This window comes from Streptomyces sp. NPDC001744, assembly GCF_042892575.1.
Taxonomy (GTDB): domain Bacteria; phylum Actinomycetota; class Actinomycetes; order Streptomycetales; family Streptomycetaceae; genus Streptomyces.
Window position 1 is genome coordinate 100,638 of sequence record NZ_JBIAUG010000022.1, and the last position, 19,511, is coordinate 120,148.

A 19,511-nucleotide genomic window follows, 5' to 3' on the forward strand; every position below is an offset into this window, starting at 1 on the left:
CACCGTCCCCCAGGGAAAGAGGATGTGAACCGCCCTCGTGGCAGCGCACCGCAAAGCCAGGCAGTCTCTCTTCGGCGGTCAGGCGGTCCGCACCGCCGCCACCCTCGCCCTCGCCTCCGCGGCGACGGCGACGCTCTTCGAAGGGTCCGGACACGCGGACCCCCGGCCCACCACCGCCCAGACCAGGGCGAAGGTCGACCGGCTCTACGAGGAGGCCGAGGCCGCGACCGAGCGGTACAACGGGGCGAAGGAGAAGGCGGACCGGGCCCGCGCGGCCTTCGACCGGCTGCGCGACGAGGCCGCCCGCAGGACCCAGAGGCTCAATACCGCGCGGGACGCCCTCGGGGCCGTGGCCGCCGCCCAGTACCGCTCCGGAGGGCTCGACCCCGCCCTCCGGCTCGCCCTCACCTCCGACCCCGACCAGTACCTGGAGCGGGCCGCGCTCGCCGAGAAGGCCGGGGAACGGCAGGCGGCCGCGATCCGGACCGTGCGGCGCGAAATCGGCGCGATCGAGCAGCTGCGCGACGAGTCGGCGGGCCGCCTGGCCGCCCTGCGCGGGCACGAGGCGGAGCTGAGGCGGCAGAAGGCGACCGTACTCGGCAAGCTGGCGGCGGCCAGGACCCTGCTCGACCGGCTGACCGCGGAGGAACGGGCGCGGTACGAAGCGGCCGCCACCGTCCGGAACGGCTCCGGTCCCGACGCCTCGGCGCGAACGGTCACGACCGGTTCCTCCGGTGACTCCGCCCCCGTTCGGGCCGACCGCTCGTCGGGCGCCGACCGGCGCGGACCGGTGACCGCCCCGAACGCCCGGGCCGCCCAGGCCGTCTCCTTCGCCCACGCCCAACTCGGCAAACCGTACGTGTGGGGGGCGACGGGCCCTTCCGGGTACGACTGCTCGGGCCTCACCCAGGCAGCCTGGCGCGCGGCCGGCGTCTCCCTGCCCCGCACCACGTACACCCAGATCAACGCCGGCCGGCGAGTCTCCCGCTCCCAGCTCGCCCCCGGTGACCTCGTCTTCTTCTATTCCGGGATCAGCCACGTCGGTCTCTACATCGGCGGCGGCCGGATGATCCACGCCCCCCGTCCGGGCGCCCCGATCCGGATCGCCCCGATCGACGAGATGCCCTTCGCCGGGGCGACCCGGGTGGGCTGACCCGGCCGGACACGTCCGGTCCGAACACGTCGGGCTCGTACGACGCGTTCGGACCGGGCGGCGGTCTCAGACCAGGCGGCGGGCGGTGGCCCAGCGGGTCAACTCGTGGCGGTTGGAGAGCTGGAGCTTCCGCAGGACCGCCGACACGTGCGACTCGACCGTCTTCACCGAGATGTAGAGCTGCTTGGCGATCTCCTTGTACGCGTATCCACGGGCGATCAACCGGAGCACCTCCCGCTCCCGCTGGGTGAGACGGTCCAGGTCCTCGTCCACCGGGGGCGCGTCCGTCGAGGCGAAGGCGTCCAGGACGAAGCCGGCGAGCCGGGGGGAGAAGACGGCGTCGCCCTCCTGGACCCGGAAGATCGAGTCGACGAGATCGGTGCCGGTGATCGTCTTGGTGACGTAGCCGCGGGCCCCGCCCCGGATCACCCCGATCACGTCCTCGGCCGCGTCCGAGACCGACAGGGCCAGAAAGCGGACCGGGTTCTCGGGCGCCCCCAGCAGGCTCGCGCAGCGCCGCAGCACCTCGACCCCGCCGCCACCCGGGAGGTGCACGTCCAGCAGAACGACCTCGGGACGGGTCGCTGTGATGACCGTGACCGCCTGGTCGACGTCGGCCGCCTCGCCGACCACCTCGACGCCCGTGACCTCGGTCCGGCCGATCTCGGCCTGCACCCCGGTACGGAACATGCGGTGGTCGTCCACGAGCACCACGCGGACCCGGCGCCCCCCGTCCGACGGCGCCGCCCCCGCACCGGTCCCGGCCGTCGCTCCGGTCTCGTCGCTCATCCGTCCGCCCTCTCCATCTCAAGCTCCACTTCGGTGCCGCCGCCCTGCGGTGACCGCAACCGGGCCGTACCGCCGTTGCGCTGCATCCGACCGATGATCGATTCTCGTACGCCCATCCGGTCCTCGGGCACGTCGTCCAGATCGAAGCCCGGCCCCCGGTCCCGCACCGAGACGAAGACCGTGCGGCCGTCCACCTCGGCGAACACCTGCACCGCACCGCCCTCGCCACCGTACTTGGCGGCGTTGACCATCGCCTCGCGCGCGGCCTGTATCTGCGCGACCAGTCCTTCGTCGAGCGGGCAGTCGCCGACGACGACCACCTCCAGCGGGACGCCGTGCTTGTCCTCGACCTCGGCCGCGGCTCTCCTCACCGCCTCCGCGAGGGTCCGGGGTTCTTCGTCCCTGCCCGTGCCCTCCGGTTTGTAGAGCCAGTTCCGCAGCTCTCGCTCCTGGGCCCGGGCGAGGCGGCGCACCTCGCCCGCGTCGTCGGCGTTGCGCTGGATCAGGGTGAGGGTGTGCAGCACCGAGTCGTGGACGTGGGCCGCGACCTCGGCTCTTTCCTGGGCCCTGATGCGCATGGTCCGCTCCTCCGTGAGGTCCTGCGACATGCGCACCAGCCAGGGGCCGGCGAGCAGTGCTATGCCGGTGAGGACCGCGACGGCGGCGGTGAGGGCCGTACCGAGCTGGGCGACGGAGCCGCGGACCACCACGAAGACCGCGAGGCCCGTGCCGACCAGGGCGACGCCCACGAGGCCGCGGGCGAGCTGGAAGGCGCGTCTGTGGGGTCCCGGGTCGGTCCAGCTGGCGCGGCGGGCGTTGTCCGCCTGGCGCCAGAAGACGACGACACCGATGCCGGTGAGGAGCAGGGGCCAGACGTACCGGCCGGTCTCGTTGTCGAAACTGACGTTCCCCGCGACGACCGCCGCGCCTGTGGCGAGGGCGACCAGGGCGAAGACCTGGCCCCGGTCGGGCTTGCGCAGTTTGCGGCGCCCGTCCGGGGTGGTCTCGAAGACGGGGCGCGGGGCGGCCCGTCCGCCGACACCGAGCGGGACGACGATCCAGAAGACCGCGTAGAGCACGGCGCCGAGGCCGTCCGGCAGAGCCAGCACCATGAACGCCGCGCGCACCCAGACGACCGGCAGGCCGAGGTGTCCCGCGAGACCGCGCGCGACACCGCCGAGCCACCGCCCGTCGGCGCTCCGGTAGAGCCTGCGTACGGGCGGTTCGTCGGTCTCGGTGACACGGGTGGATGCGGACATGCACCGATCGTCACACGTTCGGTCCGCCCCGGACATCAGGGTCCGCCCTGAGATCTTCCCCGGTACGGCCTCAGGGACGAGGGGGCTCCGAATATCAGGGGCGGGCCAGGGTCGGTCCCGGTGCCGTACGGCGTCACGGGCCGTCACCATGGACGCATGACGAGTTCGATGCCTTCGCAGGACGAGGCCCCGCCGACGGCGGAGGCCGTTCCCGCCGCACCGCTGCGGCGGACACGCGGAAGCAAGGTCGTGGGCGGTGTCTGCGGCGGTCTCGGCCGGCACTTCGACCTCGATCCGGTGATCTTCCGCGTCGTGGTGGCCGTTCTGGCGGTGACGGGCGGCCTCGGTCTGATCTTCTACGGCTTCGCGTGGCTGCTGGTCCCGCTCGCGGGCGAGGAGGAGAACGAGGGACGAAGGCTGCTGACCGGCCGGGTCTCCGGGTCTTCCCTCGCCGCTCTGCTGATGGCGCTGATCGGCTGTGGACTCTTTCTGTCGATGCTGCACAGCGGACCGATGCTGGGCTCCTCGCTGATGGTGGCGTTCGCGGTGTGCGGGGCGGCGGTCTGGTCGCGGCGCCGACAGACCGGCGCGGTCGAGACCGAGGGCAGAACGGACACGGCGGCCGCGCTCGCCGTGGCCGAGGCCCCGCCGGAGACGAAAGCTCCGCCGTTGATCGAGTACACCTCGTGGTGGAAGGACCCGATCGTCAAGGACGGCTCGACGGGCAGACTGGCCATCGGTTACCTGTGGGGCCCGCACGGTGTCCTGGACGAGGACGGCAAGGTCGACGGCAAGGTGCCGAAACCCGGCAGCCAGTGGGGTCCCGCGCCCCGGGAGTCCGGACGCCCGACGCCTTCCGTCCGGCGGAGCCCGCTCTCCATCGGCGGCCTCGTCTTCCTGCTCGCGCTGGTGGCGGGCGGCCTCGGAACAGCTCTGACCTGGAAAACCGAGCCGCTGGGCACCAGTCTGCAGATCGGTCTGGCCGCCGCCCTCGCGGTGTTCGGGCTGGGGCTGGTCGTCAGCAGTTTCCTCGGGCGGACCGGGTTCGGCACGGTCTTCCTGACCGTGGTCACGGCGGGACTGCTCGCCCTGGCGACGGCGCTGCCCCAACGGATCAGCACGGAGTGGGCCCGTGAGACGTGGACACCGGCATCGGCGGGCGCCGTGCAGCCGCGCTACGAGCTGGGAGCCGGAGTCGGCACGCTCGACCTGTCACGGCTCCCGGTGCCCCCGGGCACGACGGTCACCACCGGCGCCGAAGTGGGTGCCGGACGGCTCATGGTGATCGTCCCGAAGAACACGGTCGTGAAGGTGCACGTCAAGGTGGCGCTGGGCGACCTTCAGCTGCCGGGGCAGCCCCCTCACGACATCGACATCGCGCAGGACCGCGAGGAGATCCGCACGCTCGCTCCGCCGGCCGGGACCACCCCGGCGGGCACCCTGGACCTCTCGTTGGAGGTCGCACTCGGACAGGTGGAGGTCACCCGTGCTGCTTCATGAGTTCCGTCCCGGCCGGCTCCTCGTCGGCCTCACCGCCCTCGTTCTGGCCGCCCTGTACGCGGGGGACGCCTCAGGAGCCTGGACGACACCGTGGTACGCGGTGGTCCCGGTGCTCTGCGGCGGCCTGGGGACGGCCGTCCTCGCGACCTGGGTCGCCTATCGAATACGGCGCCGTTCGGCCAGGAGCCGGTCCAGCGAGAGCACCGGCGCTCCGGCCAGCAGCAACGGGAGCCAGGCCATCAGGTAGACGAGGTCGTTGCCGAGGTAGTACGGGTGCACCTGCCAGCTCACGGTCAGCCAGAGACTCAGCGAGATCAGCGCACCGCCGAGCGCCGCCACCCGGGCGAAGAGGCCGAAGAGGGTCCCGATCCCGACGGCGAGTTCTCCGAAGGCGATGGCGTACCCGAAGCCGACGGGACTCTTGAGGGCGAGATCGACGAGGGCGGGGAGCGCGGAACTGTCCCGAACCCCGCGCATGGTCTCGCCGAGGGAGCCGTCACCGGTGGCGGCGAGGAAGGAGGGATCGGCGAGTTTGTCGAGTCCGGCGTAGAGGAACGTGATCCCGAGGAAGATCCGCAACGGAAGGAGAGCACAACGGGAGGCGACCGCCTTCCCCCACCCACCGAGGCCACCCGCGCTGTCCGTGGCGTCACCGGATCCGCCTGCCCCACCCGCGCCCTCAGCACCGCTTGCGCCGTCTCCACCGGGACCGACCGTCCTGTTTCCGCCGTCCGCGCCGTGGGGCGGTCCGTCGGTCCGGCCCGTCTTTCCCGTCATCGTCGGTCACCTCTCCACACCCGCGCGACTGTCCGCGAACGATTCTCCTCCCACTGCCGCTTCGGTCCCACAGCCGCTCCGGCGGCACCGTCGGCCTCGCCGCCCCGGGGCGCCGTCGCTCCGGGGTGCGGGAGGGTGGCAGGACGCTCAGTCCACGATGTCGATGGTGACCTTGCCGGTCTCCACGCCCGCCGCCGTCACGACCGAGACCTCCACCCGGCCCGGTTCCACGTCCGCGGGAAGGGGGACGGTCAGCACGGTGTCGGTGGGGTTGGCGAAGCCGCCCGGAACCGGGACCAGAGGGACGTGCGCGTGGACGGGGCCGATGCGGACGACCAGGCGGGTCAGGGAGTCGGGGGCGTTCGCACCGGGCGGGACGAAGCCCCGGCCACGGATCTCGATGTCGTCACCGGTGCGGATGGGGGCGTCGAGGTCACCCGCTTCCCGGGACCGGACCACGGAGTGGATCACGGGGCGGACGCCCTCGGTGCGCTTCGCGGCGAGGTACCAGGCGGCCGAGACACCGAGGAGGAGCACGAGGGACCAGGGCACCGCGGGGAGCCGGGCGGGGTCGTGGGCGAGCCCCACGGCCGCCGGGACCAGGACCGCGCCGGAGACCAGGAGGTACTGGACGTCGGCGAGGGCGGCCCGGCCGCTGTCGTCGCAGAGCAGGTCGGCGGCGCGCGGGCGGTCGGCGCGCACCTTCTGGAGGCGGCCCGCCGCGATCCCGGCGGTGGTGACGGGGCGGACGGTGACGACGACGGCCGCCACCAGGGCGAGGGCGGTGAGCAGGCCGGCACCCCGGGACAGGCCGAAGGCGGTCGCGACCGGTGACCGGAGCAGCAGGAAGGCCGGGGAGAGGAGGGAGAAGGTGAGAAGCAGGAGCCAGGCGGCGGCGACGGCATGGGGGGGGTGGAGAGCCTGTTGTCCTCGCCGGTCAGGGGCGCGAGGAGGCCGCCGCGTGCCCGGTGGGCGTGGGCGGCGGCGCTGAGGAGGACGGCAAGGGTCAGGGCGGCGCAGAGGCCGGCCGTGCGGGCACCGGTCCAGCCGGTCCCGATCGCCGTGAGGGCTTGACCGAGGAGGAGGGCGAGGACGGTGCCCCAGACGGTGAAGAGGCTTCCGCGCCGTACCCGGTCGAGCCGGGCGGTCTCGGCCTCCCGGCCGTGCGCGGCGACCGCGCGGGCGGTCTGGGCGAGTTCGTCGGAGACCCACTGGCGGGCGGCGACCGGTGAGTGGGCGACGGCCGCGGGGACGCCGTGACCGGCGGCGAGTTCGTCGCGCCGGGCGAGGAAGGCGGCGACGGCGCGTCGGTGACCGGCCCGTCCACTGTGGGCGCAGTGGGCGCGGTCGGCGCAGGCCGTCGCATGGTTGTCGTACTGTCGCGCCTCTCGAACCGCCACGGTGGTCACTCCCCGAGTTCGCTCCACGACACGTTCCGCCGCGTCCCGAAGAGCCAACAAGCCATTGGCTCCACGGAATTGTGCCGTACCGGGGACCCTCTCGTCCGCCGTCCGCGCCCCGCCGGGGAGTGATTGCCGGGTCGTCACATTGACGTACGGAAAGGTGAGGCGATGGTGTGACGGAAGGAGTTCCGTCCGGTGGGTCGATGAGCCGGTGGGTCGATGGGGCGATGAGCCGGCGGACCGGCCCACCAGTCCACTGGCCGACGGACCGACGGGTCAGTGGACTGGTGGGCCGGTGGACCGGTGGACCGGTGGACCGGTGGGCCGGTGGGCCGGTGGGCCGGTGGGCCGGTGGGCCGGTGAGTCAGCGGGGTCCGGACGCGGCGAAGCCGCCGTCTCGTGCGGGTGGGCACGGGACGACGGCTTCGGCGACCGGCGGGAGGGGAGGGGTCACTCCCACTCGATGGTGCCCGGGGGCTTGCTGGTGACGTCGAGGACGACGCGGTTCACGTCGGCGACCTCGTTGGTGATGCGGGTCGAGATCTTGGCGAGCACGTCGTAGGGCAGACGCGACCAGTCGGCCGTCATGGCGTCCTCGGAGGAGACGGGACGCAGCACGATCGGGTGGCCGTAGGTGCGGCCGTCGCCCTGGACGCCCACGGAGCGCACGTCGGCGAGCAGGACGACCGGGCACTGCCAGATGTCGCGGTCGAGACCGGCGGCCGTCAGCTCCTCGCGGGCGATGGCGTCGGCCTCGCGCAGCAGGTCCAGGCGCTCCTTGGTGACCTCGCCGACGATGCGGATGCCGAGGCCGGGGCCGGGGAAGGGCTGGCGCTGGACGATCTCGTCGGGCAGGCCGAGCTCCTGGCCGACCATGCGGACCTCGTCCTTGAAGAGCTGGCGCAGCGGCTCGACGAGCTCGAACTCCAGGTCCTCGGGGAGGCCGCCCACGTTGTGGTGGGACTTGATGTTGGCGGTGCCGGTGCCGCCGCCGGACTCTACGATGTCCGGGTAGAGCGTGCCCTGGACGAGGAAGGCGACCTCCTCGCCGTCGGCGGCGCCCTCGGCCACGATCTCGGCCTGGGCCTGTTCGAAGACGCGGATGAACTCGCGGCCGATGATCTTCCGCTTGGTCTCCGGGTCGGAGACCCCGGCGAGGGCGGTGAGGAAGCGCTCCTGCGCGTCCACGACCTTCAGCTGGACGCCGGTGGCGGCCACGAAGTCCTTCTCGACCTGCTCGGTCTCGCCCTTGCGCATCAGACCGTGGTCGACGTACACACAGGTGAGCTGCGAGCCGATGGCCTTCTGCACGAGGGCGGCGGCCACGGCGGAGTCGACGCCGCCGGAGAGCCCGCAGATGGCGCGCTTGGTGCCGACCTGGGCGCGGATGGCCGCGACCTGCTCCTCGATCACGTTGCCGGTGGTCCAGCTCGGCTCGATGCCGGCGCCCCGGTAGAGGAAGTGCTCCAGGATCTGCTGGCCGTGCGTGGAGTGCAGCACCTCGGGGTGGTACTGGACGCCGTACAGCTTCTTCTCGTCGTTCTCGAAGGCGGCGACCGGCACGACGTCCGTGGAGGCGGTGACGGCGAAGCCCTCGGGGGCGGCGGAGCAGGCGTCGCCGTGCGACATCCACACCGACTGCTCGACGGGGGTGCCCTCGAAGAGGGTGGAGCCGGCACGGGAGACGTACAGCGGGGTGCGGCCGTACTCGCGGGCGCCGGTGTTGTCGACGGTGCCGCCGAGGGTCGTCGCCATCAGCTGGAAGCCGTAGCACATGCCGAAGACGGGGACACCCGCCTCGAAGATCGCGCGGTCGAGGCGGGGGGCGCCCTCCGCGTACACGGAGGACGGACCGCCGGAGAGGATGATCGCCTTCGGGTTCTTGGCCAGCATCTCGGCCACCGGCATGGTGGACGGGACGATCTCGCTGTAGACCCGGGCCTCACGGACGCGGCGGGCGATGAGCTGGGCGTACTGGGCGCCGAAGTCGACAACGAGGACTACGTCCGGGTTGGTGACGTCGGGCGCGGCAGCGGGGGTCGCTGATGACACTACGGCGGCCTTCCGGCGGTAGGAGGGAGTCCCTCGAAAGGGGGGCTGTTGCAAGGGGTGCTATTTGTCGATTCTACCGGCGTGCCGGACGAACCTTTCGTCTCACCATCCGGGCCCGGGTTGTCCCCGGCGCCGCGACGGGGTCCATACTGGGGGCATGCGCGAGCACCCGACCTTCGTCTTTACCTATGGCAACCGGCCCACCGGCTGCCATGGTCGTGCTGCTTGAGCAACTGACAAGCGACTTCCCAGGCGCCCCGGGCCGACAAGGCCCGGGGCGTTCTGCTTGTCTCCGGGCCGTGCCGCTCCGGGGCGACCGATCCCGTACAGGAGCCCCCTCATGACGACGCACACCACCACCGGCGAGAAGACCACCGCCGGAGAGACCACCGCCGGAAAGGCCGCCCTCCGGAAGACCGGCGCCGAGAGGACCGGCGCCCGCACCGACGAGGCGGTGGCGCTGATCGGGAACGCCCGGGAGCGCATCGACGCCCTGGACGACCGGATCATCGGCCTCGTCCAGGAGCGGATGGCCGTCTCGGCCGTCATCCAGGAGGCCCGGATCTCCTCCGGCGGGCGTCGGGTGAACCTCGCCCGCGAGATGGAGGTCCTCGGTCACTACCGGGACGCCCTGGGCAAGCCGGGCACGACCCTCGCGATGACGGTGCTGGAGCTGTGCCGGGGACGCGTCTGAGGCACGGGCGCGGCACGGGCGACCGGACAGACGGACAGGCGGGCGAGCGGACGGACGGGGTGGGTGCCCGCATCTGCGTTCGGGCCCGCTCTCACCCGTACGGCGCGTGACCGGCTCCGCGGGGGCTTCGTTGGTCCGGGTGTCCGTGCCAGCCAGGGGCGGGCCCGAAGAAAACCACGCGTGGCTTCGCTGGGGCGTGTGGCGTGCCTCCGGTACGTCGTGGGACCTCGCACCAGCGCGTGTGACCGGGCAGCAGGGGACAGCGGTCCGGTCGCCAAGAAAGGGCGGTCGGTCCCGGGGACGCCCGGGACCGACCGCAACCGGCTTCCCGGCCGCACCCCGACGGCTCCGGCACCGCACGGAACCGCCGAGCCCGCACGGAGCCCCGAGCCCGTACGGAACCCCGTCCCGCGCCCTCGTCCCCTTCGCCCGTCCCCTTCGTCCGTCCCCTCCGCCCGTCCCCTCCGTCCCGCATCCTCCCCCGTTCCTCCTCCCCGGCGGCGCGTCCTCCCGGCGCCGCAGCGCTCGGCACCGCCGCTGCCCTGACACCGGTGCCGACCCCGAGGGCCCCGTGCCGCGACCGGAATCGCGCCACGGGGCCCTCGTTCGCACCCGAAGCGGGTGTGACTCACCTCACAAGCATGTCCCGCGCATCCGCTACAACCAATCCCGGGGATCACGGGTCATCTATGCGGCACCACCAAAAACTGGAAGGGCGCTGCACTCGGAGGGGGGTGCAGCGCCCTTTCGCACGGGCGGGCCGTCCCGGCCGGGACGGCGTGCGTCACGCCCGCTTGGGCGGGACCGCCGGCATCCCCAGGAACGGCAGCCGCAGGGCGCCGAACGCCCCGGCCGGGACGACGGGGGACTTCGGTTCGACCGCCGCGAGCCGTACGTACTCCCCGCCCTGCTCCGGGCGCGGGTCCTCCTCGCCCTTGTTGGGCCAGAAGGACATGGCCCGTTCCGCCTGGGCGGTGATCGTCAGGGACGGGTTCACGCCGAGGTTGGCGGAGACGGCCGCTCCGTCGACGACGGAGATCCCGGGGTGGCCGTAGAGCCGGTGGTACGGGTCGATGACGCCGGACCCGGCGTCGGCGCCGATCGGACAGCCGCCCAGGAAGTGGGCGGTGAGCGGGGTGCCCATCAGCTCGCCGACGTTGGACCCCGCGAAGCCGTTGATCTCCTCGGCGAGGAGGGTGGCGGCCTCCGTGGCCTCCGGGATCTGCACCGGGTTCGGCGCCCCGTGCCCCTGGCGGGCCGTGAGCAGGCCCTTCCCGATGCCGCCGGGCTTGCGGTAGGTGGTCAGGGAGTTGTCGAGGGACTGCATGACCAGGCCGATGATGGTCCGCTCCGACCACTTCCGGTTGGAGAGCGAGCGGGCGGCGAGCGCCGGGTGACGGAGCAGGTTGAGGAACCAGCCGCGCACCCGGTGGGCGCCGTAGGGCACCTGGAGGACGGTCAGGCTGCCCATGGAGTTGGAGCCCTTGCCGTACCGCACCGGCTCGATGTGGGTGTTCGCGTTCGGGTGCACGGACGAGGTGATGGCGACGCCCCGGGTGAAGTCGGCCTTCTCCGCGCCGTGCTTCTTCCGGTAGCGGCGGTCGGTGGTCTGCGCGCCGACCAGTCCTTCGGAGTTGGTGCGGGTGAGCTCGCCGAGCCGGTTCGAGATCCGGGGCAGCAGCCCGGTGTCCTTCATCCGGTGGAGCAGGGTCTGCGTGCCGTACGTGCCGGCCGCGATCACCACCCGGCGGGCCGTGAACGTCCGGCCCTTCCCCTTCTTGCGGTTGTCCGTGGGCAGGGTCTTCACCGCGAAGCCGCCCCGCGAGTCCTCGGTGACGGTGACGACGGTCGTCATGGGGTGGACGGTCGCGCCCGCCTTCTCGGCGAGGTACAGGTAGTTCTCGTTGAGGGTGTTCTTGGCGCCGTGCCGGCAGCCGGTCATGCACTCGCCGCACTCGGAGCAGGCCCGCCGGGACGGACCCGCACCGCCGAAGTAGGGGTCGGGGACCTCCCCGCCCGGCTTCGCCCTGGTCTTGCCGTCGGCGTCCTCGCCGTCCCCGAAGAAGACCCCGACGGGCGCCATGTGGAAGGTGTCGCCGATGCCCATCGCCTGCGCGGCCGACTTGAGGTGCACGTCGGAGGGGGTCATCGTCGGGTTGAGCCGGACGCCGAGCATCCGCTTGGCCTGGTCGTAGTACGGCCGCAGCTCGTCCTCCCAGTCCGTGATGTCCTTCCACTGCGGGTCCTCGAAGAAGGCCTTGAGCGGTACGTAGAGGGTGTTGGCGTAGTTGAGGGATCCGCCGCCCACGCCGGCGCCCGCGAGCACCATGACGCTGCCGAGCAGGTGGATGCGCTGGAGGCCGTAGAGGCCGAGGGCGGGGGCCCACAGGAAGTTCTTCAGGTCCCAGGAGTTCTTCGGCAGCGTCTCGCGGGTGAAGCGGCGGCCGGCTTCCAGGACGCCGACCCGGTAGCCCTTCTCGGTGAGCCGGAGGGCGGTGACCGAACCGCCGAAGCCGGAGCCGACGACGAGGACGTCGTAGTCGTACGCGTCGTCCGCGTCGCTCGCTTCCTGATTCTGGGCAGGGGGTACCGCGGTCATGGCTCTCCTCGTGCGGAAAGGGGCGAAAGGATCGGGCGGCACGGGTGCCCGTGCCGGCGCGGACGCGGGGCCCGGACCGGGACGGACGGGCCGGTGCGGGATCAGCGCAGGCGCAGGGCCTTCATCACCTTCAGGGACGTGCTCATGAACGCGGCGTACTTCTCGTCGTCCATCCCGAAGGAGGGCGCGAGCGGGATCAGCCGCTGCTGGGCGACGGTCTGCGCCTCGGTGTACTTGAGGATGCCCTCCGAGCCGTGGCGGCGGCCGAGCCCGGAGTCCTTCATGCCGCCCATCGGGGACTGCACGCTGCCGTAGGCGGGGGCGTACCCCTCGTTGATGTTGACGGTGCCGGTGCGCAGCCGGGCGGCGACGGTGTGGCCGCGGCGCGAGTCCTTCGTCCAGACGGAGGAGTTCAGGCCGTACGGGGTGGCGTTGGCCAGCTCGACGACCTCGTCCTCGTCCGTGAAGCGGTAGACGGAGACGACCGGTCCGAAGGTCTCCTCGTTGCAGACGGTCATCGGGGCCTCGACGCCGTCGAGGATGGTCGGCTCGTAGAAGAGGGGACCGACGTCGGGGCGGGCGACGCCGCCCGCGACGAGCTTGGCACCCTTGGCGACGGCCTCCTCCACGTGCCGCTTGACCGTCTCCAGCTGCCGCTCCCCGACGAGGGAGCCCATGTCGGCCCCGTACGCGAGGGAGGTGCCGAGCCGCATCGCCTTCGTGCGGGCGGCGAAGCGGGCGACGAAGTCGTCCGCGACGGACTCGTGCACGTACAGGCGCTCGATGGAGATGCAGAGCTGTCCGGCGGAGGAGAAGCAGGCGCGGACGGCGCCGGCGGCGGCCTTCTCGACGTCGGCGTCCTTCAGGACGAGCATGGCGTTCTTGCCGCCGAGTTCGAGGGAGACGCCGACGAGACGGGCGGCGGCCCCCTGCGCGACCTCGCGGCCGGTACGGGTGGAGCCGGTGAAGGAGACGTAGTCGGCGTGGCGGACGACCTCGGGGCCGACGACCGGGCCCTCGCCCAGGACGACCTGGAAGACCTCGGCGGGCAGTCCGGCCTCGATGAGCAGGTCACGGGCCCACAGCGCGGTGAGCGCGGTCTCGGTGTCGGGCTTCATGACGACGGCGTTGCCCGAGACGAAGGCGGGGAGCGCGTCGCCGACGGAGAGTTCGAGCGGGTAGTTCCAGGGTGCGATCTGGCCGACGACCCCGCGCGGCTGGCGCAGCTCGGTGACCTTGGTGAGGGTCGGCACGACGCCGGTGTGGTGGCGGGGGCGCAGGTAGGAGGACGCCTTGCGGCCGTAGTGGCGGGCGGCGACGGCGACCGCCATGACCTCCTCGTGGGCGTGCAGGCGCGCCTTGCCCGTCTCCAGCTGGATGAGGTCGAGGACCTCGGCCTGCCGCTGGAGGACGAGGTCGTGGAAGCGGAGGAGGACGGCGGCGCGGGCCCTGACCGGGGTGGCGGCCCAGACCGGCTGGGCGGCGCGGGCGCGGGCGAACGCCTCGGCGACGTCCTCGGGGGTGGACTCGGGCAGGTCCGCCAGCTTCTCCCCGGTGAAGGGGGTGTGGTTGGCGGTCCGGCCGGAGCCGACCACCCCGCGGGTGAGCCGGGCGACCACGTCGGGGGTCACGACGTCGGCGGCGGTCCGGACGCCGGGCGGCGCGGGCGCGACCGGGTTGGTCGCCCCGGCGGGGGCGGTCCCGGCCTGCGCGGCGGGAGCGTCGGGAACCGAAGGGGCGGCGGGGGCCTGCGAGTCCGTCATGAGGGCGAGCGTAAGCCGCCGTCCGCCCTTTGGGTACCCGTCGGTAACGCGTTTTCACCACGGGCGCACACCGCGCCAGCGATCACTGGCACATAAGCCCTGATCAGGGACTCACGACTACCGAAGGGCGGCCACGGAGATTTTTCGGCCTCTACCCGCTCGTCTGCTCGCCCGCTTCCCGCCAGTGCCGGAGAACGACGTCGAACTGCTTCCGGGTGGTCTCCCAGCTCGACTCCGGCGAGGACATGTAGAGGGCGTACTCGGTGCCGTCGTCGCCGTAGTACATCTGGTCGATCGCGCGCCGGGGGCCGGGGAAGGTCGTCTTCTCCGTCCAGGTGAACTCCCACAGGCAGGAGAGGGTCTGGTCGCGGTAGGTGGTCGGAAGGAGCTTGACCCGGGCGTAGTCCATCCGCTTCGCCAGGACGCGCTCCAGGTCCAGCGCGTGCATGTACGGGTTCTCGAAGTCGGGGCTGCGGTCGATGCTGATCCGGATGCGGTGGTTGCCGTTGTCCGGGGTGTAGTCGATCTGGTCGCCCTCCGTCTGGCGCGTCCAGCCGTCCGGGACGACGAGGCTGAAGCCCTCCGGGTCCTCGACGCGGTGCCAGCCGTCCGGGATGCCGGTCTTCCCGGTCTTCCCGGCCTTCCCGCCGGGGGTCCCGGTCGGGCCCGTGGCGGCGGTGCCGGTGGCGGCCGTGGCGACCGCTTCTCCGGAGCCGTCGGCGTCGCGGTCCCCCGCCCGGTTCATGGTGACGAAGACGGCGCCGCCCGCGACCAGCCCGGCGAGCACGGCCGCCAGGACGGCGGTGCGCCACCGGCCGCGCCCGGACGGGCCGGGCGCCACCGGCGGAGCGGTGTGGGGCGGCCGGGGCACCGGGGAGGGCTGGGCGGCCCGGGGCGGCCGGGGCCACTGGGCGGTGGACCCGCGCGGTGCGGTGGACCCGCTCCCCGGGTCCGTGCGGTCCTCCGGGCGCTCCCGCTCGTCCTCCCCGGCCGCCCCGTCCGTGTCCTCCCTGGCCACGCGCTGGGTCGGCACGTACGCCTGGGCCGCCGCCGGCGTGCGTCCCTCCATCGCTTCGAGCAGCATCCGCTCGGCCTCGTCCGCGCGCGGCCGCTGTGCGGGGTCCTTGCGCAGCAGGGCCACGATGACGGGCGCCAGCGGCCCCGCCTTCTCCGGGCGCGGCGGCTCCTCGGTCACCACGGCCTGCATGGTGCTGATCGGGGAGGTGCGGCGGAACGGCGAGGTGCCCTCCACCGCCGTGTAGAGCGTGGCGCCGAGCGACCAGAGGTCGGAGGCGGGGCCCGGGTCGCTGCCCCGCACCCGCTCGGGCGCCAGGTAGTCGATGGAACCGACGAGTTCGCCGGTCCGGGTGATCGTCGAGTCCCCCTCGATCGCCGCGATCCCGAAGTCGGTGATCAGGACGCGGCCGTCGCGCGCGAGCAGGACGTTGCCCGGCTTGACGTCCCGGTGCAGCACTCCGGCCGCGTGCGCGGCGCGCAGCGCGCCGAGGACGTGCAGCCCGATCCTGGCCGCCTCGCGGGGCTCGATCGGCCCCGACTCCTTGGCGGCGTCGGCGAGCGAGGGCCCGTCGACGTACTGCATCACGATCCACGGCCGGTCGTCGTGCTCCAGGACGTCGTGCACGGTCACCACGCCCGGGTGCGTGATCCGCGCGGCGGCGCGCGCCTCCTTCTGCGTACGGGCGTGCAGCACGAGGCGGTCGGCCTCGGCCACGAACCGTCCGGCCGTCAGTTCCTTGACCGCCACCACGCGGTGCAGCACCTCGTCGTGCGCGCGCCAGACCTTGCCCATGCCGCCGCGTCCGATGGACTCGCCCAGCCGGTAGCGCCCGGCGAGCAGCAGTCCGGACCCCGTGCTCTGTGAATGTTCCACTTGCCCCCGCCCGTTCCTTCTGGAGCCAGATTACGGAGGGGGGCACGGACGGCGGAACCTCGGGGCCGTCAAAGGAACAGCACTGTGACCGGGGGCCGGTGGGAATCCTCCGTCCCAACAGGGGCCGGGGGGCGGGCCCGTACGGGTTCAGCGGCCCGGCCGGAACGCCTTCGTGGCCTCGTCGTGGATCTCGGAGACCTTGTCCCGTTCGGTGTAGGGGCCGATGACCTGGACGACGTGGTACCGGCCGCCGTCGATCAGGACGAGGTTGCGGACGAACACCTCGCGGCCCGTGCCGTCCAGCCACCAGTAACTGCCCGTGGCCGTCGCCGTGCTGCCGACGTCGATCCGGCGCGTCCGCTCGGCCCCCGACCAGCTGGACGCCCGCCACGGCTCCAGCTCGCGCTCCTTGGCGTTCTGGTACACCAGCGGGTCGGAACCGTTGTCCCTGACGCTGTCACGCCCCGGAACCACGATCATCGTGAAGTCGCCTCCCGTGTAGCGCACTTGCCCGGCGTCGTTGATCGGGCTGCGCCGCCAGCCGTTCGGCACCCCGATCCGGAACCCCTCCGGGTCCTGACGCAGGGTGTACCCGGCGGCCGGCGCGGGGGCGGACGGATTCCCCGGGGGCGGGGTCGTGGCCGGCGCGCCGGTCCGCCCGGTGCTCGGCGACGGGCCGCTCGCGGTGGGACCGCCCGTACCGGCACCACCCGTGGGGGGTGCGGCGGTGCCCGGGTCCGGGCGGGTCGTGGGCGTGCCCGGCTCGGGCGCGCTCCCCCCGCGGGACATGAAGAGGACGGCGTACGCGACGACCCCGGCGAGCAGCAGGAGGACCAGGGCCAGGAGCATGCAGCCCAGGGAGCGGGGCGAACCCGAAGCCCCGACGGGCGTGCGCGGGGCGCGCGGGGGCCGGGGCGCACGCGGGGCGCGCTGGGGGAGCTCCTCGTGGTATCCCTCGTCGAACTCCTCACGGAAGTCGTCCCGTACGCGCGGGTGCCCGGCCTCCCGGGCGTGTCCGGTCTCGCGGGCGGACGCGTACGGCTCGGGCGGGGGTGCGGGCGCGTACTCGGGTGCGTACGGCTCGGGTGCGTACGACTCGGACCCCGATGTGTACTCGGGCGCGGGCGCGTACTCGGGTGCGTGCGCGTGCTGCCGGACGGCCCCGTGGTCCTGCGCGCGCGTGTCCTCGTGCCGGGTCACGGCGTGCGGGTCCCGGCCGCGCTTGTGACGGCGGCGGCCCGCTCCCTCCCCCTCGGCCCCCTTGCCCCTCTTGTCGGCTTTGCCGCCCTTGCGCCACCGGCGCACCAGTTCGCCGCGCCGGCGCACGATCGGCAGCCGCGCCCCGTCGGACGGCAGCGGTACGACGCCGAACCCGGCGTCCGGCTCGGGCGCCGAGCGGACGAGGGAGCGCAGCCAGCCGCGCAGCTCCTCGAAGTCGGGCCGCTCGTCCGGGTCCTGGCGCAGCAGGGACTCCACGACCGGGCGCAGGGGCCCGCACTCCTCGGCGAAGGCGGGCGGCTCGGCGCAGACGAGCTGGACCAGTTCGGCCGCGCTGTCCTCCGGGTAGGGGGCGTGGCCCTGGACCGCCCGGTAGAGGAGCGCGCCGAGCGCCCACAGGTCGGTGGCGGGTCCGATGGGCGGCGCCAGGCGCCAGTTCTCGTGCACGGGACCGGCCTGTTCGGGCGCCCAGCGCTCGGTGACGGCGCCGACGACCGCGATCCGGGTCTGCCGGGCGCGCTCGGCGGCGAGACGCGTGGCCGGCCCCCGGTGGACCTCGGCCGGCACGGGCTCCCGCCGGGCCTCCGGGACGCCTGCGGCGACCGGGAGGCGCTCGGTCCCGGGGACCGCCGTGTATCCGGCGGGCAGCGCCGGGCGTCCCGAGCCGGGCAGCACGGGACCCCGGCCGGAACCGCCGCCGGCCGGTATCGGACCGGAGCCGTCCCGCGCGCTGTGCGGGCCGTCGCTCCAGCTGCCGGTCAGCATCACGCGCGGCGGGCCCGTCCTCGGGCCGCCGCCGTACGGCTCGTCGCCGTCGCCGTCGTCATCGCCGTCGTCGTCGTCCGCCACCCGCGACCACCACTGCGGCTCGGGCGCGCCGACCGCCTGCGCCGTGGGCGGTGGAGGCGGCGCGGGCGGTTCGGGGGACGCGGGGCGCTGCACGGGCAGGGCACCGGTCTCGCCCATCCGGGCGGCGGCCCGCGCGCCGGCCCGGTAGGCGGCGATGGCCCCGGCCCGCGCGGCCCGCACGTCGGCGGTCGGCGGCGTCGCGGCGGGCCGCGCCCCGGCCGGGGGCGCCGTCGCCCGCCCGTAGGGGTCGGCGCCGTAGGCGTCGGGGGCGGGGGGCTCCGGAGAGTCGTCGTGAGCGGCCCCGTGCGAGGCGTCCTCGGGGTCGGCCTCGGGGTCGGTGCCGGTCCCGGCGTGGTCATCGCCTCCGGGGTGCGTGCCGGTCCCGGAGCGCGTACCGGCCCCGACGGCGCCGGCCCCGGTCTCCGGGGCGCGGGCGGGCTCGTGCCACGCGCCGGTCGCGGCTCCCCCGTCCGGGTCCGCCCCGGGGCGGTCGTCGCCGTCCGGCCCGTAGGGGACCGCCTCGTACGCCTCCGGGCGACGGGGCCCGGAGCCGTACGCCCCGGAAGCGTGGACGTCGGGGTGGTACTCCTCGGAGTCGTACTCCTTGGGCACGTACACGGTGGCCCCGTACTCGTCCGCGTACGCGTACCGCCCGGAGGCGTGCTCCTCCGGCTCGTACCCTCCGGACGGCCCGTGGGCCTCCGGCCCGTGCGGTTCCTCGTACGCCTCCGGGCCGTACGTCTCCGGGCCGTACGTCTCCGGGCCGGCGGTCTCCGCCCCGTACTCCGTCTCCGGTCCGTACCCCTCCGTCCCCTCCGGAGAGGACGGGCGGCCGAACCCGTACGCGTCGTCCGGCTCGGGCGCCGGCACCGGCGCGTAGCCGCAGAGGGCCTCCTCGGCGGCGCCCACCGCGAGGCCCGTGAGCATCACCCGGCCGTCGTCGCAGACGAGCACGGTCCGGGAGGTGATGTTCCGGTGCACCCAGCCGTGGGCGTGGAGCGCGCGCAGGGCGGTGAGGACGTCGGCGCCGATCTCGGCCGCCCGGTACGGGTTGAGCGGCCGCTCGGCGAGGAGCGCGGCCAGCGGCCTGGCCGCCACGCGTTCGCTGACTATCCACAGCGAACCGGCTTCCGCGAAGACGTCGAAGACCTGGTCCAGTAAGGGGTGGTCGGGGATCTGCGCGGCGGCCTGGGCCGCCTCGATCGCCCGGCGCACGACGGGTTCGGCGGGCCGGCGGGTGGCCCGTCCCGCACCGTCGCGGGGATCGGCGGGGCCGTCGTCGCCGTCGAGCACCTCGGCGTCCACGAACTCCGGCAGCGGCACCCGGCGGACCAGGACCTCCTGCCCGCTGTACGTGTCGAAGGCGTACGTCTCCGTCAGGTCGTCCCCGGCCGCGACCGCGTCCTCCGGCGGCAGCGGCAGGCGGTAGCGGTCCGCGAGCACCCTTCCCGCGTAGTCGTCCACGACGCCTCCCCACGCGCGCTGTCCCCCGTGGACCTGCGGATACCCGGGATCGTGCGGGATCACGCGGGTCCGCCGGTTCCGGTCCGGTCAGGTCCGGGAC

11 protein-coding genes and 1 pseudogene are annotated in these 19,511 nt (G+C 73.7%); 3 read left to right on the plus strand and 9 right to left on the minus strand.

Going from position 1 to position 19,511, the window contains the following annotated elements; translation table 11 throughout:
* Positions 1-37 precede the first annotated feature (37 nt).
* On the plus strand, positions 38-1,153 hold the full coding sequence (locus ACFYZY_RS24370; RefSeq protein WP_388697777.1) for an NlpC/P60 family protein: 1,116 nt from the start codon (positions 38-40) through the stop codon (positions 1,151-1,153).
* 66 nt (positions 1,154-1,219) lie between these two features.
* Here the strand turns inward: ACFYZY_RS24370 and ACFYZY_RS24375 are convergent, their stop codons facing one another.
* Positions 1,220-1,942: a LuxR C-terminal-related transcriptional regulator gene (locus tag ACFYZY_RS24375; protein ID WP_388697780.1), complete on the minus strand. Its 723-nt coding sequence runs from the start codon at positions 1,940-1,942 to the stop codon at positions 1,220-1,222.
* Positions 1,939-3,201, minus strand: coding sequence for a PspC domain-containing protein (locus ACFYZY_RS24380; RefSeq protein ID WP_388697783.1), 1,263 nt, complete (start codon positions 3,199-3,201; stop codon positions 1,939-1,941). Before ACFYZY_RS24380 ends, ACFYZY_RS24375 begins: the two co-directional genes overlap by 4 nt.
* 156 nt (positions 3,202-3,357) lie before the next feature.
* Here ACFYZY_RS24380 and ACFYZY_RS24385 point away from each other — a divergent pair, with 156 nt between their 5' ends.
* On the plus strand, positions 3,358-4,701 hold the full coding sequence (locus ACFYZY_RS24385) for a PspC domain-containing protein (protein ID WP_388697785.1): 1,344 nt from the start codon (positions 3,358-3,360) through the stop codon (positions 4,699-4,701).
* 156 nt (positions 4,702-4,857) lie between these two features.
* Here the strand turns inward: ACFYZY_RS24385 and ACFYZY_RS24390 are convergent, their stop codons facing one another.
* The 3 genes and pseudogenes from ACFYZY_RS24390 to guaA form a co-directional block, all read right to left on the minus strand.
* The gene (locus ACFYZY_RS24390) at positions 4,858-5,478 is read right to left on the minus strand and encodes a DoxX family protein (protein WP_388697787.1); all 621 of its coding nucleotides are present in this window, start codon (positions 5,476-5,478) and stop codon (positions 4,858-4,860) included.
* Positions 5,479-5,625: 147 nt separating this feature from the next.
* Positions 5,626-6,878: pseudogene (locus ACFYZY_RS24395) on the minus strand (hypothetical protein).
* Between the two features lie 453 nt (positions 6,879-7,331).
* Positions 7,332-8,933, minus strand: coding sequence for a glutamine-hydrolyzing GMP synthase (gene guaA, locus ACFYZY_RS24400; RefSeq protein ID WP_388697790.1), 1,602 nt, complete (start codon positions 8,931-8,933; stop codon positions 7,332-7,334).
* 340 nt (positions 8,934-9,273) lie between these two features.
* Here guaA and ACFYZY_RS24405 point away from each other — a divergent pair, with 340 nt between their 5' ends.
* A complete protein-coding gene (locus ACFYZY_RS24405; protein ID WP_388697793.1) occupies positions 9,274-9,627 on the plus strand; it encodes a chorismate mutase in 354 nt (117 codons plus the stop codon).
* A 784-nt stretch (positions 9,628-10,411) separates the two neighbouring features.
* Here ACFYZY_RS24405 and ACFYZY_RS24410 read toward each other — a convergent pair.
* The 4 genes from ACFYZY_RS24410 to ACFYZY_RS24425 all read right to left on the minus strand — a co-directional run bounded on the left by ACFYZY_RS24410 (position 10,412) and on the right by ACFYZY_RS24425 (position 19,411).
* Positions 10,412-12,226: a GMC oxidoreductase gene (locus ACFYZY_RS24410; RefSeq protein WP_388697796.1), complete on the minus strand. Its 1,815-nt coding sequence runs from the start codon at positions 12,224-12,226 to the stop codon at positions 10,412-10,414.
* A gap of 101 nt (positions 12,227-12,327) precedes the next feature.
* Positions 12,328-13,989 (minus strand): succinic semialdehyde dehydrogenase, encoded by a 1,662-nt coding sequence (locus tag ACFYZY_RS24415; RefSeq protein ID WP_388697798.1) that lies wholly within the window; start codon positions 13,987-13,989, stop codon positions 12,328-12,330.
* A 151-nt stretch (positions 13,990-14,140) separates the two neighbouring features.
* On the minus strand, positions 14,141-15,880 hold the full coding sequence (locus tag ACFYZY_RS24420; protein WP_388697801.1) for a protein kinase: 1,740 nt from the start codon (positions 15,878-15,880) through the stop codon (positions 14,141-14,143).
* Positions 15,881-16,027: 147 nt separating this feature from the next.
* Positions 16,028-19,411, minus strand: coding sequence for a protein kinase (locus ACFYZY_RS24425; RefSeq protein WP_388697803.1), 3,384 nt, complete (start codon positions 19,409-19,411; stop codon positions 16,028-16,030).
* Positions 19,412-19,511 lie beyond the last annotated feature (100 nt).

Excerpts from the sequence above, each read along its gene's own strand:
- ACFYZY_RS24375 (WP_388697780.1), bottom strand. The coding sequence starts at position 1,942 with ATGAGCGACGAGACCGGAGCGACGGCCGGGACCGGTGCGGGGGCGGCG.
- ACFYZY_RS24380 (WP_388697783.1), bottom strand. The coding sequence starts at position 3,201 with ATGTCCGCATCCACCCGTGTCACCGAGACCGACGAACCGCCCGTACGC.
- ACFYZY_RS24385 (WP_388697785.1), top strand. The coding sequence starts at position 3,358 with ATGACGAGTTCGATGCCTTCGCAGGACGAGGCCCCGCCGACGGCGGAG.
- ACFYZY_RS24390 (WP_388697787.1), bottom strand. The coding sequence starts at position 5,478 with ATGACGGGAAAGACGGGCCGGACCGACGGACCGCCCCACGGCGCGGAC.
- ACFYZY_RS24405 (WP_388697793.1), top strand. The coding sequence starts at position 9,274 with ATGACGACGCACACCACCACCGGCGAGAAGACCACCGCCGGAGAGACC.
- ACFYZY_RS24410 (WP_388697796.1), bottom strand. The coding sequence starts at position 12,226 with ATGACCGCGGTACCCCCTGCCCAGAATCAGGAAGCGAGCGACGCGGAC.
- ACFYZY_RS24415 (WP_388697798.1), bottom strand. The coding sequence starts at position 13,989 with ATGACGGACTCGCAGGCCCCCGCCGCCCCTTCGGTTCCCGACGCTCCC.